Consider the following 13,432-nt stretch of genomic DNA (forward strand, 5'->3'; position numbering starts at 1 on the left):
GATAGACATGCCAGTCATTCAAGCAAAGAATCTAGGTCTCCACTATGGAGAGCAGAAGTTATTTGAACACGCTAATTTTGAAATTAATGCCGGTGATTTTTATGCCATTTTAGGCGAAAACGGTACCGGTAAAACCAGTTTAATCCGGGCAATTTTGGGCCAGAATCATCAATATTCTGGTGGACTTCAGGTCGCCAGTGAAAAGGTTGGTTACGTTCCCCAATTTCGTTCGATTTCTCGGGATTATCCTTTGTCCGTGCGCGAATTCGCTGCACTAGGATTTAACCACGGTTGGCGCTGGTGGCTAAAGGGGAGTGAAAAAGCTGCTATCCAACAGGCTCTGGAAGAATTGGATTTGGCCGACTTGGCTAATCATCGTTTGGGCTTATCCTCAGGTGGACAAAAGCAGCGGGCCTTTGTTGCTCAAGCACTCGCCCAGCAACCGGACTTACTAATTTTAGATGAATCAACGGCGAGTTTGGATTTTCAACACAGTGATGAAATGTTACGTCGAGTCAAGGAACTCTCCCTTGCTCGTAAAATGACGGTCCTTTGGATTACTCATGATACGAGTCACTTAAAGGATTACGCCAATCATTATCTCTGGTTGCATAACCAAAAAGTTGAAGCTGGCTTGATTGACGCTTTGCCAGCTCAAGCGGCTAGTCATGCCATTGAAGGGGAGGTTCACCATGTTTGAGTATGCCTTTATGCAAAACGCCTTTTTGGCAGGAACCGTTATTGCCATTGTGGCCGGAATGGTCGGGACCTTCGCGGTGGCACGAAACTATGCCTTCTTGGTGCACTCGCTGAGTGAAATTTCCTTTGCTGGTGCGGCATTGAGTTTTTGGTTAGGTTGGCCGGCAGTGGTCGGGATGTTGTTTTTGACCTTACTGGCATCCCTTTCGATTGGATCACTCGAATCATCTTACACCAAGCAGGATAATGTGACGGCCGCGATATCCGCGCTGGCCATTGGTTTAGGAATCCTTTTCCTTGCTTTGGGTCACACGGCGACTTCTTCGGCAACTGGAATTTTGTTTGGTTCGGTCTTGGGGATTTCACACGGTAACTTGATGACGCTTTTGGCTCTGGCAATTGTCGTGATTGTTATTTTGTTGCTGAACTACCGTTCTTTACGCCAACTATCCTTTGATGAAGCTGGTTTTTCTCCAGTAACTTTAGCGGCCAAGGTCGCCCCTTATCTCTTTCTTGTCATCATTGCTTTGACGGTTAGTGTGTCCTCGCAGTTGGTGGGATCACTTTTGGTTTTTGTCCTCGTGACGCTGCCAGCGGCTAGTGCCAAGTATTTCGTCAACACCGTGCCGAAGCTAATGGGGATGGCGATTGCCTTTGCCCTCTTTGGTACTTGGACCGGATTGTTCCTGGCTTACCTCACAAATTTGCCGACGTCGTTCTTTATCGCTGTGATTGAAGTTCTCATTTATCTTTGGTCACTTTGGCAGTTCCGCAGTTCGAAATAAGCTTTTCTTAAGGAATGTCCGAACGTTCGTTATTTACTGGAAAAATGATACAATAGTAAAGTATTTTTTAAACAGGAGGAATGCTAGAACTTACTAGCATGATAAAACGCATGAAAACACGACGTTCCGACCGTTTGGTCGACATGGCTCGCTTCTTACTCGAGCACCCACGCCAGTTAATTTCCTTGTCTCATTTTGCCGAACGATACGAATCTGCCAAATCTTCGATTTCAGAAGACTTGGCAATTATCAAAAGAACCTTTGCTGACCGTGGCACTGGTCGCTTGGAAACGGTTCCCGGTGCTGCCGGGGGTGCACGTTTTGTGCCAACGATGTCCAAAGAAGAAGCCGCAGAATTTGTGGAAGACATTCGGGCTATGGTTTCCGATGAAACTCGTGTCCTACCAGGTGGCTACGTGTACTTGTCCGACTTGCTTGGTCGCCCTGATATTTTACGCCAGGCCGGTCGTTTGATTACGACACAGTACGTCAATGAAGAAATTGATGCTGTAATGACAGCCGCAACCAAGGGAATTCCTTTGGCTCAAGCCGTTGCCGAACAGCTCAACGTGCCCTTTGTCATTGTTCGTGATGATGCTAAGGTGACTGAAGGACCAATGGTTTCGGTGAACTATTTGACTGGCTCATCAAAGCGCGTTGAAAAAATGGCCTTGTCACGCCGTTCTTTGAAGCCTGGTGCACGGGTTTTGATTGTCGATGACTTTATGAAGGCCGGTGGCACCATTCAAGGAATGCAGACTTTGGTGCGTGAATTTGATGGTGAAGTCGTTGGTACGGCGGTCTTTGCCGAGGGACGTTCCACTGTTCGCCTTTTGGAAAAGTTTACCTCATTACTTCATGTTGAAACGAATTTGTCATCTGGACAGCCTATCGCCGTTCAAGCTGGCAATTATGAAGAAGAAATTTTTAATTAAGGAGCAAGCGCAATGAATGATATTAATGTTGTCGTTTTGGCAGCCGGAAACGGGTCCCGAATGAAGTCAACGCTTCCCAAGGTTTTGCACAATGTAGCCGGGAAAGCGATGATTGATTGGGTTTTAGATGCCGTTTTGCCCCTTAAGCCTGACCGTTTGATTACAGTAACCGGTGTTGGAAGCCAAGCCGTCCGCAACCACGTGGGCGACAAGAGCCGCTTTGTGACCCAAGAAGTCCAGCAGGGAACCGGGCACGCCGTTCAGCAAGCCTACCCTGAATTAAAGGACAGCCAAGGCATTACCTTGATTATGTCAGGGGATACGCCCATGTTTCGTTCTGAAAGCTTGGCGGACTTTGTCGAAGAACATCGTCGTTCTAATAACACGGTGACGGTTTTAACGGCCCACGCTGAAAATCCGACTGGTTACGGTCGAATTGTTCGTGCCGATGATGGGACGATTTTGAAGATTGTTGAAGAAAAAGACGCTTCGGTAACGGAACGTCGCATTCAAGAAATCAACACGGGCGTTTATGTCTTTGATAACCAGTTGCTTTTCGAAGCCCTTTCACGGGTCAACAATGACAACGTGCAGAGTGAATACTACTTGCCTGATACCCTGGATATTTTGCGTACGATGGGCTATCAGATTGGTGCTTACCAAATTCAAGATTTCACGGAATCGCTTGGCGTAAACGACCGGGTTGCCTTGTCAGTCGCTAACAAAATTATGCGCCAGCGCATTAACCGCCAGCACATGTTAAACGGCGTCGAATTCTTGGATCCCGATAACACTTACATCGATGCCCAGGTTCAAATTGGGCAGGATACCTTGATTGAAGGTAACGTAACCTTGCAGGGGGAGACGGTTATTGGTACCGGTAACCACCTAACGGCGGGGACGCGGATTGTTGATTCTCGTTTGGGCAATGACAATGTGATTACTTCATCGCAGATTGAAGAATCTGAGATTGGTAATTTGGTTACGGTAGGGCCTTTTGCTCACCTACGTCCTAAGGCCGTTTTGGCTAACCAGGTTCACGTCGGTAACTTTGTTGAAGTCAAGGGTGCTGAAATCGGGGAAGCTTCCAAAGTCGGCCATTTGACTTATGTTGGCAACGCCACGATTGGTAAGGACGTTAACATCGGTGCGGGAACCATTTTCGTGAACTATGATGGTGTTCACAAATTTCATACCAATGTTGGCGACCGTGCTTTCATCGGTTCCAACAGCAAGATTATTGCGCCCGTTGAAATTGCGGATGAAGCAATTACGGCCGCTGGATCAACCATTACAGATGATATTGAAAAGCATGCCATGGGGATTGCCCGTAGTCGTCAGACCAATAAAGCTGACTTCTGGAAGCGCATGCCCCACAAAAAGGACAACTAATTGTTGTTCTTTTTTATTATGTTTGTGATAAAATACGAAGTATACCAATTAGAAACAAGGAGAAGATTATGTCGAAGAAAGTTCTGTTTTCAGTGATTGCAGCGGTGCTAGTAGTGGCCGCAGGTGCTTGGTACTTTACAAGCCAATCTCACAAAAATGATTCAAGTTCTAAGATGTCTTCCTCCATGTCGATGTCATCTTCCATGAAAATGTCATCCGGAATGAAGATGAAGACAAACGGTACTTTGCCAACTGGTTTGGCACAGGCTCAAGACCCTAAGTACAAGGTGGGTCAAGATATCACCTTGGAAGCGACCCACATGGCTGGCATGAAGGGTGCTAAGGGAACCGTCGCTGCCGTTTACGATGCTAAGCTTTATGAGGTTGACTTTAAGTCAACGGATGGCATGGAAGTTAAGAACCATAAGTGGTTGACCAAGGTTGATTTCAAGGACGGTATGGATCACAAGGCTGGGGACAAGGTTACGATTGAAAGTGACCACATGTCCGGTATGAAGGGTGCTAAGGGTACGGTCGTTAAGGTTGTTGACGGACCTGCCTACGCCGTTAACTTCCAGCCAACCAACGGTGGCAAGGAAGTGACGAACCACCTCTACTTGGCTGAAGACGAAATCGAAGCACGCTAATAGAATTTTGTTTAAAGGAGTTCAATCATGAAGATGTCAAATGATATGAATATGTCAAACGATAAGGACATGAAGATGGGCGGAATGGATATGTCATCCGACAAGAACATGTCTGGAATGGATATGAACATGGGCGGTATGAAAATGAACATTCATGGCACCTTACCTAGTGGTTTGCCAGATGCTCAGAACTCAAAGTATAAGGTTGGCCAGGAAATTATTTCGCAAGCCACCCACATGCCCGGCATGAAGGGCGCTAAGGCCAAGATTGTGGCCGTCTACGATGCTACCCTTTACGCTGTTGATTTTAAGTCAACGGATGGCATGGAAATGAAGGACCACAAGTGGTTGACCCGTGTTGACTTTACTGACGGTAAGGACCACAAGGTCGGAGATGACATTACGATTGCTAGTGCCCACATGTCTGGCATGAAGGGTGCCCAAGGGAAGGTTGTCGAAGTAAAGGCTGGACCAGCCTATGCCATTAACTACCAACCAACCGACGGTAGTGAGGAAGTGACTAACCACCTCTACTTGGCTGAAGACGAAATTCAACCCCGCTAATAAAAGGAGTTACGATGGATTTTGATGTATTATACTTAGGATCAGGACAGGCGACCTGGAACGGCGCCGTACCATTGGCCAAGACCGGTGTGAAAATCGCCGTGGTCGAAGAAAGCCAGTACGGTGGTGTTTGTTCAAACAAGGGCTGCAATGCCAAAATTATTTTGGATAAGCCCATTGAATTGGTCGAAAAGATTAAGGCCTTGCAGGGTCGTGGAATTGATGGCGTTCCCAGTTTGAACTGGAAGGACTTGATGGCCCACAAGCACGAATTGATTGTGCCCCAGGATGAACACGGTCAAAGCCGCTTGACCAATGCTGGTATCACAACGATTTCCGGCCATGCCGAATTCGTGGATGCCCATACGGTTAAGGTGAATGGCAAAAACTACACGGCCGACAAGATTGTCATCGCAACGGGGATGCGTCCACATCGCTTGGACATCCCTGGTAAGGAGCTTTTCCATGACAGCACGGACTTCTTGTCTTTGCCTGACATGCCAAAACACATGACGATTTTGGGTGGTGGCTTTGTCGCCATCGAATTTGCCACAATTGCCAATGCCGTTGGTGCGCAAGTCGACGTGATTACCCGCTCGAACCGCTTGCTTCGCCAATTCCCGGCACAGTACGTCGCTGAAGTTCAGGCTGAATTGAAGGACCGCGGTGTCCGCTTTATTCCGGACATGGAAATCAAGTCCGCTGAAAAGCAGGCAGATGATAGCCTGAAGCTGGTTGGCCCACACGAATTTACCTTGGAAACCGACTATGTTTTGGATGCCACTGGTCGTATTCCAAATCATGATCAGTTAAATCTTGAAGCAGCTGGTGTAAAAGCCAACGCTCGTGGCATTATTGTTAATGATAATCTGCAAACGAATGTGGCTAACATTTATGCTGCTGGGGATGCCCTCGACAAAACAACGCCCAAGTTGACGCCGACGGCTGCATTTGAATCCCGTTACCTTGCCGCCAAGTTTATGGGTAAGAATAAGGGACCAATTAAGTATCCGGTTATTTCTGAAATCGTCTTTACTTCGCCTCGAATTGCCCAAGTAGGGGTTAAGTTGGACGAAGCTTTGGCTGATAACGAACGTTATGAAGTTGAACAGGTTTCCTATGATGGTGACTGGTTCCGTCAGGTTGAAAACGAAAACGGTGCTAAGCTAGCTTTGATTTTTGATAAGCAGGCGGGTAAGCGTTTGGTTGGTGCTGCGGAACTATCACACGAAGCCGATAACACGATTAATGCCATTTTGCCTTACATCCAAATGAAGATGACTCGGGAACAACTTAACGATTTGGTTTATCTCTTCCCATCAATCGAATACACTTTGCAACGTCGTTTGCCTTTGGTTTAATGATTTTGTTTTGAAACAGTATAGCGAGATGCTATACTGTTTTTTAGATTAAAGGAGTCAGCGATGCAAGTATTAGGCGAAAAAATTTTAGCGCAAATTGCGGATGAAAGTTATGACAAGGAAGAAATGAGCTCAGCCGATGGCCAGGCTATCGATTTGAATGCCTTGTTTGACAAGCTTGCCAGCCGTGCGCGAAATCAGGAGCAGTTATTCTCGCTTGCCCTCGAGATTAACGGTGGCATTGCCGAAGGTGGGACGACGCTTTCTTTGGAAAGTAACGCCATTAACCTTCCTTTGCGCTATCAGAACCAACTTAAAAAGCTCTTGTATCCTGACCAAGATTACGAAATTAATCTTTATATGATTGCTGAAAACAATGATGTCAGTCAATCGAAAATGAAGATTGCCAAGGTATCTTCATTGCAGGCTTACTTGGACGATCCTGATTCAATTCAGGCTAAGATTTCAACCTGGTTTGACCAAGAACTGAAACAGATCGTGGAGGCCCAACAGGCTGCTGCGGCTGAAGAAAAAGAAGAAGCAAAATAAAAAAGCCCCCAAAAGGGGGCTTTTTTATTCGGCATCCACTTCGGCAGAGAGGAGAAGGGGGCCATCGCTGCTATGAATGCGGGCTTTGATTTTACTCGTATTGGTGTGGTTGGTAATCGACTCCAATTGGCCCAAGTCGTAAGCCTCGATGATGGCGTTGACGATGACTTTCTTGGAAGTATCACTGGGCAAGGTCAAAAAGAGGCTATCATAATCTTTCGTAACAGCTGGCCCTTTACGGCTCATTGATTTCGTTGAAATAGCGTGAATGTTTAACATGGGCCTTATTATACGGTTTGTTCTGGATAGGGGCAATCTTTACTTGCTTGCTAAAATTTGCTACAATACAGGTATGCGATGAGTCGAAGCACATTATGTGCAAGCATACGGCCTACTGGATTAGATTCCAAGTCTCGGATTTGACGTAGGTGTTTGGTATATTGTGGAATTTATCAATCTCACCATGACTATTAGCCCTTGGGCTAAGGTGACGTGACTTATGTCTAGCATTTTGCTAGTCCGTCCGTCAGAACGATATCTGGCATGCCAAACTAGCAGCTAACTTCGGTTAGCTGTTTTTTATTGTCATTAAACAGAAATATGAAAGTATTCTCATTGTGATATAATGAATTAATCATTTAACAATCTGAGGGGTAATACGATGAATGAATTTCCACAAGCCATGACAATTGCAGGTTCTGACAGTGACGGCAGTGCCGGAATGCAGGCCGACTTGCATACTTTCTTTGTCCAGGGGGTATACGGTACCTCTGTTTTGACAGCCTGTGTCGCTGGAAATTCATACGGGATTCACGATCAGGTTTTGCTGCCAAAGCGCTTTATTGATCAAGAATTCAAGGATTTGGCAGAAGATTTCCAGATTAGGGCCGCTAAAACGGGGATGCTGGCTAATTCCGAAATCATTGAAGCGGTAATCGAAAACTATCAGAAGTATGATTTTGGGCCACTCGTCGTTGATCCAGTAATCATCACCAAGCACGGTGATTTTTTGCTGGACCAGGAAGCCTTTGCGACCATCAAAGAAAAGTTGATTCCACTGGCAACGGTGCTCACCCCCAACTTCTTTGAAGCTGAAAAATTAGCGGACATGAAGATTGAAAGTAGCGCGGACCAAATTCAAGCTGCCAAGATTCTACAGGACATGGGCGCTGACACGGTCATCGTGAAGGGAAAGCATCATGATGACCAGCAGAGCGAAGTTTCTGACTTGGTTCTTTATGCTTCGGGTAAGCAGGAATGGTTGAGCGGCCCTTATTACGCAACGGACCGTAAGAACGGCAGTGGTGATTCCTTGTCGGCCTGTATTACGGCCGAACTAGCCAAGGGTAAGGACCAGGAAGCGGCCATTCATACCGGTTACCACTATGTCCAAGCCGCTATTAAAAACGAATTAGCAGTGGGCCATAAGTTTGGTCCGGTTAACCAATTTGCTAACCTTAACTAAGATAATTTTGGAAATGATTACTTCGTAATGATTTCCTTTTTTATTGGCTAAATCCGGGCGAGAAAGTCAGTTTTTTATAATATAATGAAAGGTAGATTATTATTTCGAGGAGCACTATGCTGGCCAAGGCAAAATACTTATCGGTAGGGGCGTTGAGCGCCTACCTCAAGCGAAAATTTGATGCGGATCCCCACCTGGAAAAGGTTTATTTAACCGGTGAAATTTCCAACCTCGGCAATCGCCGTGGACGGCACTTATACTTTTCCATCAAGGATCCGGACGGAAAGGCTGTGATTAAGGCCGCCATGTTTTCCTATGCCAACCGTTTGAAATTCAACCCAGAAGAAGGGATGAAGATTTTTGCGATTGGCCGCGTACAAATCTACGAGCCATCCGGCACTTATTCCATTATCTTGGAAGAGATGACGCCTGACGGGGTTGGCGAACTGTATTTAGCCTATGAAGAGCTCAAAAAGAAGCTCTACGCAGAAGGACTCTTTTCCCAAGAAAAGCGGGCTTTGCCACTTTTTCCAAAGAAGATTGCCGTGATTACTTCGCCCACCGGTGCCGTGATTGAAGATATTGCCAAAACGGCCCAACGGCGTTTTCCATCCGCCCAAGTCGTCCTTTATCCAGCGGTTGTTCAGGGAGACGGCGCTGTTCCCTCGATTTTAAAGCAGTTAGAACGGGTGGCGGCAGCCGACTATGACGTCTTGATTATTGGTCGTGGTGGTGGTTCCATTGAAGATCTTTGGGCCTTCAACGATGAAAAGTTGGTCCGGGCCGTCGCTGCTATGCCTTTACCCGTGATTTCATCGGTTGGCCACGAAACGGACAATACCTTGACGGACTTGGTGGCAGACCGCCGTGCTGCCACACCGACTGCCGCTGCAGAATTAGCGACGCCGGTTACCCTCCAACAGTTAACCGACCGTTTGGCCGAGATTAATTTGCGTTTGGAAGGGGCCATGCGCCGGATGATTAGGGTAAAAAAAGAGGCCCTGCAGTCCTGGCTAGCTCGCCCTATTATGCGACAACCTGACCGTCTTTATACAGCTTACCAGGAAGAAGTGGACCGACAATATGAACGGATGGTGCGTTCGTTTAAACACCAGGTGGATAATCGACAGCAAGGAATCCGTAACTTAATTCAACGCCAGCAAAGAATCGGCAGTAACCTTTTGCAGCCCTATCAGGAACGCTTTAGTCGTTTGACCGATAAGCTGAATTTGGTGTCACCACTGACGATTTTAAGTCACGGCTATGCCATTGTTGAAAAAGAAGATCGGACCGTGATCCAAAAGAGTAAGGACCTGAAGGCCGGGGATGCCATCGCTTTGAAGTTTGCGGATGGTGAAGCGACGGCCGAAGTTAAAGGAGTAAAGAATGACTGAAAAAGCAAGTTTTGAAGATAAGCTCGGGCAGCTTGAAAAAATCGTAACCCAACTGGAAAGTGGCAACCAACCATTGGAATCCGCCCTGACTGAATTTCAGAAGGGTGTGGGTTTGACCAAGGATTTGCAGGGTATTTTGAAGCAGGCTGAAGATACTTTGGCGAAGGTCATTGACGATGACGGCCAGTTAACTGATTTGGAATTGACCAACAATGACTAAGTTCGAAGAATTTGCACAAGAATGGCGGCCACAGATTGACGCCACGATTCATTCAGAACTTGAACGGGTTATGCCTGCGCAAGAAAATGCCGACCTCAACGAAATGATGGCCTACGGTCTCTTTTCCGGTGGTAAGCGGGTACGTCCTCTGCTGACTTTGGCGGTTTGGGCTTCCTTTGGCCTTGAAATCCAAAAAGAGTGGCTCAAGCTGGCCTCAGCCATTGAGTGGGTTCACGCCTATTCTCTGGTGCATGACGACCTGCCGGCAATGGACAATGATCTGCTTCGCCGCGGCAAGCCCAGTTTGCATGCCAAGTTTGGTTATGCCAATGCGATTTTGACGGGCGATGCCCTTTTGACCGGCGCCTTTGAAGTGATTTCTTCGGTCAAGGCTGTGCCGGCTGAAACGCTGTTAGAAGTGACCCGGGATTTGAGCCAGGCTGCCGGTGCAGCCGGTATGGTGGGTGGTCAATACCATGATATGGAAAACCACGAAGATCTTGATATTGACCAAAGCTGGCTTTTCCAGGCCATTTACGAGCCAAAGACAGCGGCCTTAATTACCTATTCCCTAACGGCTGCTGGTCGTCTGTTGAACATGAATCGGACTGACTTTCAGCTCTTGAAGCAGTGGGGAGAGAACTTTGGTTTGGCCTTCCAGGTTGCCGATGATATCGATGACTACGCCCAGGATGAGGAAGAGAACGTTAAGTCCTTGCCACAACTAGTCGGGATGGATAAGGCCGTTGAAGTTCGGGATGAACTCTTTTCCCGGGTTAAGGAAAGCTTGCAAGCTTTGGCAGAACGCAATCAGGATTTTAATCCGGAATACTTAGCCGGTTTTTTGGCAAAATTGGAGCAGTAAAATGAGTGTTGAAAAAGAACGGGTTGATCAACTTTTGGTCCAGCAGGGACTCTTTACCTCCCGCGAACAGGCTAAGCGAGCCGTTATGGCGGGTCAGATTTTGGGCCTTAACGAAGAACGTTTGGACAAGCCAGGACAAAAAATCCCAGTTACAACCGAATTGCATTTTAAGGGCGAACCTTTGCCTTACGTTTCCCGGGGTGGCTTGAAGTTGGCCAAGGCTATTGAAGCCTACCATCTGGATTTGAAGGGTAAGAATGTGTTGGACATTGGCTCTTCGACCGGTGGTTTTACCGATGTTTCCCTACAAAACGGTGCTAGTCACGTTTATGCCCTGGATGTCGGGACTAATCAGTTGGCCTGGAAGCTGCGGATTGATGACCGCGTGACCGTCATGGAAAATACCAACTTTCGTTACACAAAGCTGGCCGACTTTACGGATGGGCGGCCTTCCTTTGCGACAATTGATGTTTCCTTTATTTCTTTGGCTTTGATTTTGCCACCCTTAGCCGAAATATTAGCTGAGGGAGATCAAGTGGTTTCCTTGATTAAACCGCAGTTTGAAGCTGGCCGAGAAAAGGTTGGTAAGCACGGCTTGATTAAGGATCCGGCAGTTCACCAAGAAGTTCTGGAAAAGACGGTAGCGATGATGCTGGCGGACGGTTTTTCTGTTGAACACCTTACCTTTTCACCGATTAAGGGTGGCCAGGGAAACATTGAATTTCTGGCAGTTTTGAAGCGGGAGCAAGAGCCAAAGTTAGATCCTGCCATTAAAATTGATGGTCTGGTAGCTGCGGCTCACGGCCAGTTGGATCAAAAAGCGGGATCGAATTCGTAATATATAACGGGGATGCCCAGAAAGGCATGTACATGTTAGAAAATCTGATTATTGAAAACTTTGCCATTATTGACCAAGTCGATTTGACCTTTGAAGAAGGCATGTCGGTTTTGACTGGTGAAACGGGTGCTGGAAAGTCGATTATTATCGATGCTTTAGCCATGTTAGCTGGTGCCCGTGCCAATTCCACCATGATTCGTCGTGGTGCTGAAAAGGCGACTTTGCAGGCGGTTTTTTCTTATCAAGCGGATGGAGAATTGGCGCATTTTCTAGCCGAGGAAGACTTGCTGGGTGATGATCATGAAGTCATCATTTACCGTGAATTTAATCAAAAGGGCCGCAACAACATTCGTGTCAACGGTACTTTAGTGAATTTAAAAACCTTGTCTACGCTGGGAACTTATCTAGTTGATATTCAGGGCCAGCACGATACCCAGTTGCTTTTAAATGATCAAAAGCATTTACCCCTTCTGGATTCCTTTGCCGGGCAAGCGCTGACAAAGGTTAAGCAGGCTTATCAAGGGCTCTACCAGGACTTTCGGAAAGTGACGCAGCAGATTAAGTCCTTGGAAAGCAACCAGGCTGAAATTTCCCAGCGCTTGGATCTCTTGAAATTTCAGCAGGAAGAGTTGGCGACGGCGAATTTGCAAGCCGGCGAAGAAGATGAACTCTTAGCCCAACGGAACCGTCTGCAAAACTTTAAGAAAATTTCAGACAGCTTGGAAAGTGCTGACCGAGCTTTGAATGGTGAAGTCGGCGATGGTGTCTTGGACCGTTTGGCAGAAATTCGCCAAAATCTTCAGGAAGCGGCCAGTTACGACGAAGCTTATCAGAATTTGAGTCAGACCATCAGTGATGCCTACTATTCCGCTCAAGAGGCGAGTCGCGACCTAGATGAACGCTTGAGTAGCCTCTCCTTTGATGAACAGGAGTTGATTAAGATTGATGATCGTTTGCAAGAGATTCACCGCTTAGAGCGTAAGTATGGTGCTACAGTTGATGATGTCTTGGCCTTTCAGGCAAAGGTTGAGAAAGATCTTTCCAGCATGGGCGCTGATGATTTGGATTTGACCCAGCTGGAAGCTAAGCGGCAAACCTTGCGAGCTGAAATTGCTAAACAAGCGGACGCTTTGCATGCGGTCCGTGCGAAGGCTGCTGAGGCTCTGGAAAAAGATGTTAATCAGCAGCTGGCAGACTTGCTCATGCCCGAAGCTCGCTTTGAAGTTCGTTTTGAACGGATTGAAGGTTATTTGCCGACTGGTAATGACCGGATTGCTTTTTACGTTCAAACCAACCGTGGGGAGGGCATGGCACCCTTGGTTAAGATTCCTTCTGGTGGGGAAGCCGCTCGTTTGATGCTTGCTCTCAAGACGGTCTTTATCCACCAGCAAGAAGTTGCTACGGTGGTCTTTGATGAAATTGATACTGGGGTTTCTGGCCGTGTGGCCCGAGCGATTGCCTTGAAGATGAAGGCGATTGCCCAAAAGGTTCAGGTTTTGGCCATTACGCACTTGCCCCAGGTTGCGGCTGCCGCTGATCACCACTACTTCATCGAAAAAAGCATTCATGATGACCGGACCGTTACATCGGTTCAAGCCCTGGACGAGGCTGGTCGCCTGGATGCTCTGGCACGGATGCTTTCCGGTAACGAGATTACCGAAGCGGCTCTGGCCAACGCGCGTGAATTACGAAAAAATCAATAATAAAAAAGGTTGGCA

The 13,432-nt window shown here is 47.1% G+C and carries 15 protein-coding genes; 14 read left to right on the forward strand and 1 reads right to left on the reverse strand.

Going from position 1 to position 13,432, the window contains the following annotated elements:
* Positions 1-7: 7 nt before the first annotated feature.
* The 8 genes from ABSY64_RS00910 to ABSY64_RS00945 all read left to right on the forward strand — a co-directional run bounded on the left by ABSY64_RS00910 (position 8) and on the right by ABSY64_RS00945 (position 6,932).
* Entirely contained in the window at positions 8-700 is a 693-nt protein-coding gene (locus tag ABSY64_RS00910) for a metal ABC transporter ATP-binding protein (protein WP_349641182.1), read from the forward strand.
* Positions 693-1,484, forward strand: a complete 792-nt coding sequence (locus ABSY64_RS00915; protein ID WP_349641183.1) for a metal ABC transporter permease — start codon at positions 693-695, stop codon at positions 1,482-1,484. The genes ABSY64_RS00910 and ABSY64_RS00915 overlap by 8 nt, the downstream gene beginning before the upstream one ends.
* Positions 1,485-1,594: 110 nt before the next feature.
* Positions 1,595-2,419, forward strand: a complete 825-nt coding sequence (gene purR, locus ABSY64_RS00920; RefSeq protein ID WP_349641184.1) for a pur operon repressor — start codon at positions 1,595-1,597, stop codon at positions 2,417-2,419.
* 12 nt (positions 2,420-2,431) lie between these two features.
* Positions 2,432-3,811, forward strand: coding sequence for a bifunctional UDP-N-acetylglucosamine diphosphorylase/glucosamine-1-phosphate N-acetyltransferase GlmU (gene glmU, locus ABSY64_RS00925; protein WP_349641185.1), 1,380 nt, complete (start codon positions 2,432-2,434; stop codon positions 3,809-3,811).
* 68 nt (positions 3,812-3,879) lie between these two features.
* On the forward strand, positions 3,880-4,458 hold the full coding sequence (locus ABSY64_RS00930) for a YdhK family protein (RefSeq protein ID WP_349641186.1): 579 nt from the start codon (positions 3,880-3,882) through the stop codon (positions 4,456-4,458).
* Between the two features lie 27 nt (positions 4,459-4,485).
* Complete coding sequence (locus tag ABSY64_RS00935) at positions 4,486-5,022, forward strand: YdhK family protein (protein ID WP_349641187.1); 537 nt, start codon at positions 4,486-4,488, stop codon at positions 5,020-5,022.
* 14 nt (positions 5,023-5,036) lie between these two features.
* The gene (locus ABSY64_RS00940; protein WP_349641188.1) at positions 5,037-6,383 is read left to right on the forward strand and encodes a dihydrolipoyl dehydrogenase family protein; all 1,347 of its coding nucleotides are present in this window, start codon (positions 5,037-5,039) and stop codon (positions 6,381-6,383) included.
* Between the two features lie 63 nt (positions 6,384-6,446).
* On the forward strand, positions 6,447-6,932 hold the full coding sequence (locus ABSY64_RS00945; RefSeq protein ID WP_349641189.1) for a hypothetical protein: 486 nt from the start codon (positions 6,447-6,449) through the stop codon (positions 6,930-6,932).
* A 24-nt stretch (positions 6,933-6,956) separates the two neighbouring features.
* Here the strand turns inward: ABSY64_RS00945 and ABSY64_RS00950 are convergent, their stop codons facing one another.
* Positions 6,957-7,211, reverse strand: a complete 255-nt coding sequence (locus ABSY64_RS00950; protein ID WP_349641190.1) for a hypothetical protein — start codon at positions 7,209-7,211, stop codon at positions 6,957-6,959.
* 382 nt (positions 7,212-7,593) lie between these two features.
* Here ABSY64_RS00950 and thiD point away from each other — a divergent pair, with 382 nt between their 5' ends.
* From thiD to recN, 6 genes are all read left to right on the forward strand, one after another.
* Entirely contained in the window at positions 7,594-8,397 is an 804-nt protein-coding gene (gene thiD, locus ABSY64_RS00955) for a bifunctional hydroxymethylpyrimidine kinase/phosphomethylpyrimidine kinase (RefSeq protein ID WP_349641191.1), read from the forward strand.
* Positions 8,398-8,513: 116 nt separating this feature from the next.
* A complete protein-coding gene (gene xseA / locus ABSY64_RS00960; protein WP_349641192.1) occupies positions 8,514-9,791 on the forward strand; it encodes an exodeoxyribonuclease VII large subunit in 1,278 nt (425 codons plus the stop codon).
* Positions 9,784-10,011 carry an exodeoxyribonuclease VII small subunit gene (locus ABSY64_RS00965; RefSeq protein WP_349641193.1) on the forward strand — a complete coding sequence of 76 codons (228 nt, stop codon included), beginning with the start codon at positions 9,784-9,786 and terminating at the stop codon, positions 10,009-10,011. Before xseA ends, ABSY64_RS00965 begins: the two co-directional genes overlap by 8 nt.
* Entirely contained in the window at positions 10,004-10,876 is an 873-nt protein-coding gene (locus ABSY64_RS00970; RefSeq protein WP_349641194.1) for a polyprenyl synthetase family protein, read from the forward strand. The genes ABSY64_RS00965 and ABSY64_RS00970 overlap by 8 nt, the downstream gene beginning before the upstream one ends.
* A gap of 1 nt (position 10,877) precedes the next feature.
* Complete coding sequence (locus ABSY64_RS00975) at positions 10,878-11,714, forward strand: TlyA family RNA methyltransferase (protein WP_349641195.1); 837 nt, start codon at positions 10,878-10,880, stop codon at positions 11,712-11,714.
* Positions 11,715-11,746: 32 nt separating this feature from the next.
* Entirely contained in the window at positions 11,747-13,417 is a 1,671-nt protein-coding gene (gene recN, locus ABSY64_RS00980; RefSeq protein ID WP_349641196.1) for a DNA repair protein RecN, read from the forward strand.
* Positions 13,418-13,432: the final 15 nt, after the last annotated feature.

Source organism: Eupransor demetentiae (genome assembly GCF_963930865.1).
GTDB classification, from domain to species: domain Bacteria; phylum Bacillota; class Bacilli; order Lactobacillales; family Lactobacillaceae; genus Eupransor; species Eupransor demetentiae.

Bases quoted from the DNA above. Each gene is read 5' to 3' on its own strand.
- ABSY64_RS00945 (WP_349641189.1), top strand. From the start codon at position 6,447: ATGCAAGTATTAGGCGAAAAAATTTTAGCGCAAATTGCGGATGAAAGT.
- ABSY64_RS00950 (WP_349641190.1), bottom strand. From the start codon at position 7,211: ATGTTAAACATTCACGCTATTTCAACGAAATCAATGAGCCGTAAAGGG.
- ABSY64_RS00965 (WP_349641193.1), top strand. From the start codon at position 9,784: ATGACTGAAAAAGCAAGTTTTGAAGATAAGCTCGGGCAGCTTGAAAAA.
- ABSY64_RS00940 (WP_349641188.1), top strand. From the start codon at position 5,037: ATGGATTTTGATGTATTATACTTAGGATCAGGACAGGCGACCTGGAAC.
- purR (WP_349641184.1), top strand. From the start codon at position 1,595: ATGAAAACACGACGTTCCGACCGTTTGGTCGACATGGCTCGCTTCTTA.
- thiD (WP_349641191.1), top strand. From the start codon at position 7,594: ATGAATGAATTTCCACAAGCCATGACAATTGCAGGTTCTGACAGTGAC.
- ABSY64_RS00975 (WP_349641195.1), top strand. From the start codon at position 10,878: ATGAGTGTTGAAAAAGAACGGGTTGATCAACTTTTGGTCCAGCAGGGA.
- ABSY64_RS00915 (WP_349641183.1), top strand. From the start codon at position 693: ATGTTTGAGTATGCCTTTATGCAAAACGCCTTTTTGGCAGGAACCGTT.
- glmU (WP_349641185.1), top strand. From the start codon at position 2,432: ATGAATGATATTAATGTTGTCGTTTTGGCAGCCGGAAACGGGTCCCGA.
- recN (WP_349641196.1), top strand. From the start codon at position 11,747: ATGTTAGAAAATCTGATTATTGAAAACTTTGCCATTATTGACCAAGTC.
- ABSY64_RS00930 (WP_349641186.1), top strand. From the start codon at position 3,880: ATGTCGAAGAAAGTTCTGTTTTCAGTGATTGCAGCGGTGCTAGTAGTG.
- ABSY64_RS00910 (WP_349641182.1), top strand. From the start codon at position 8: ATGCCAGTCATTCAAGCAAAGAATCTAGGTCTCCACTATGGAGAGCAG.
- ABSY64_RS00970 (WP_349641194.1), top strand. From the start codon at position 10,004: ATGACTAAGTTCGAAGAATTTGCACAAGAATGGCGGCCACAGATTGAC.
- xseA (WP_349641192.1), top strand. From the start codon at position 8,514: ATGCTGGCCAAGGCAAAATACTTATCGGTAGGGGCGTTGAGCGCCTAC.
- ABSY64_RS00935 (WP_349641187.1), top strand. From the start codon at position 4,486: ATGAAGATGTCAAATGATATGAATATGTCAAACGATAAGGACATGAAG.